The 2051-nt window shown below is 72.1% G+C and carries 2 protein-coding genes and 1 pseudogene; 1 reads left to right on the top strand and 2 read right to left on the bottom strand.

Translation table 11 applies throughout. The features are described 5' to 3' along the window. Positions 1 to 143 (bottom strand): annotated as a pseudogene (locus ACZ5XZ_RS29470) (ABC transporter ATP-binding protein); the annotation flags it as partial. Further along, a complete protein-coding gene (locus tag ACZ5XZ_RS29475; protein ID WP_468983333.1) occupies positions 136 to 1071 on the bottom strand; it encodes an ABC transporter permease in 936 nt (311 codons plus the stop codon). The pseudogene ACZ5XZ_RS29470 and the gene ACZ5XZ_RS29475, both read right to left, overlap by 8 nt. A 136-nt stretch (positions 1072 to 1207) precedes the next feature. Between ACZ5XZ_RS29475 and ACZ5XZ_RS29480 the strand changes: the two genes are divergently transcribed. Further along, on the top strand, positions 1208 to 1828 hold the full coding sequence (locus ACZ5XZ_RS29480) for a TetR/AcrR family transcriptional regulator (RefSeq protein WP_468983335.1): 621 nt from the start codon (positions 1208 to 1210) through the stop codon (positions 1826 to 1828). The last annotated feature ends 223 nt before the right edge of the window (positions 1829 to 2051 follow it).

The following is a 2051-nucleotide window of genomic DNA, read 5'->3' on the forward strand; positions in this document are numbered from 1 at the left end:
CGGTTCAGGGCCGCGGTGGCGCTGCCCTTGCCCGCGCCCGTGCCGTAGACGCGGTAGACGATGTGCAGATCGTCCGCGATCACGGTGGGGATGCGGGCCTCGGCCGCCTGCGTCGGCTGGACGCCGTTGTTCTGCTCAGCCACGTCCGTACCGCTCCTCGGCCTTCCAGAAGTACACAAAGCCCACGACGCCGGCCAGCAGCGCCCAGCCGCCCGCGAACGCCCACACGTGGTGGGGCAGCTCCCGCTTCGTGAAGCTGTCGATCAGCGCGAAGCGCATCAGGTCGATGTACACGGCGGCCGGGTTGCCGGTGAGCAGCACCTCCACGACCTTCGGGAGGTGCTTGCCCTTCAGGATCACGCTGAGGCTGAACATCACACCGGACGCGTACATCCAGGTGCGCATGATGAAGGGCATCAGCTGCGCCAGGTCCGGGGTCTTCGAGCCCAGCCGCGCCATGATCATCGCCAGGCCGGTGTTGAAGACGAACTGCAGCGCCAGCGCGGGGACGACCAGCAGCCACGACCAGGTCGGCAGCTGCCCGAAGCCCAGCAGGATGACCATCAGCACGCCCATGGAGAACAGCAGTTGCTGCAGCTGCATCAGGCAGATCGAGATCGGCAGGCAGGCGCGCGGGAAGTGCAGCGCCCGCACCAGACCCAGGTTGCCCGAGATCGCCCGAGTGCCGTTCAGCACCGAGTTCTGCGTGAAGGTGAAGACGAAGACGCCGGTCACCAGGAACGGGACGTAGTCGGGGACGTGGTTCCTCGTGCCGAGCAGCACACCGAAGATCAGGAAGTAGACGCCGGCGTTGAGCAGCGGCGTCATCACCTGCCAGAGCTGGCCGAGCTTGGCGGTGGTGTACGTCGCGGTGAGCTTGGCGGTGGCGAACGAGGCGATGAAGTGCCGTCGGTGCCACAGCTGCCGGATGTACTCGGGCAGCGGGGGGCGGGCGCCGCTCACCGTGAGGCCGTGGCGTTCGGCCAGTGCGCGCAGCTCGGGGTCGTGGGCTGCGCCGGCCCCCGGCACCCGGGCGGGCGCCGGGGGCGGGGGAGCGAGGGTCTGGGACATGGGGGCCGCTTTCGCTTGCGTACGGGGGCCGCAGAACGGGTCCAGCGACGGAACGGGTCCGTATCGTCGCGACGCCGACACTAAAGGGCGCCCACGTCGAAACGCAACCGTAGCGTCGTGACGCTAAGCTCATGGCATGGCAAAAGAAGGCAGCGGGAGCGGGCCCGCGGCGCGCCGGGCCCCGGCGGGCGCCGCCGTACTGCGCGAGGACAAGACCGAGGCGATCCGCGCCGCGGTCTTCGAGGAACTGGCCGCGGTGGGCTTCGCCCGGATGTCGATCGAGGGCATCGCGCGGCGGGCGGGCGTCGGCAAGACCGCCGTCTACCGGCGGTGGCGCTCCAAGCTGCACCTCGTGCTGGACGTGGTCTCCGCGGTGGCCGCCGCCGGGCTGCCGGCGCCCGACACCGGTTCGCTGCGCGGGGACGTACGGATGCTGCTGGAGGTCGCGGCCCGGGCGCTGCGGCACCCGATGGCCTCGCAGATCATCCCGGACCTGCTGGCGGAGGCGGCCCGCAGCCCGGAGTTGGCGCAGGCGCTGAAGACGGCGCTGCACGACAGCCAGGAGGGTGTGGCGGCCGCGGTGGTGGCCCGGGCGGTGGAGCGCGGCGAGCTGCCGCAGGACGTCGATGCCCGCCTCGCGCTGGACCTGCTGACCGGGCCGCTGTACTGGCGGCTGCTGGTCGTCCGCGACGAGCTGCCCAAGGGGTACCTCGACGCGCTGTCGGGGTCGGTGGTGGCGGCGCTCGGGGCGGAGTGAGGGGCGCCCCCAAGCGCCCCGGGGGTGTCCCTAGGGCGGGGGTGAACGCATCCCGTAGGGGGTGCGAGGGCCCCCTGCGGGGCCACAACGAGGTGGGGTGGGGCGGGTATTCCCGTGGCCGCGGCGGAAAGACACCCGCCAGCGCACCGGGGGGGGGGGGGGGGGAGGGGGGGGGGGGGGGGGGGGGGGGGGGGGGTGGGGTGGGGGTGGGTGTTGTTGTGCT

It is taken from the genome of Streptomyces sp. NPDC033270 (assembly GCF_055576575.1).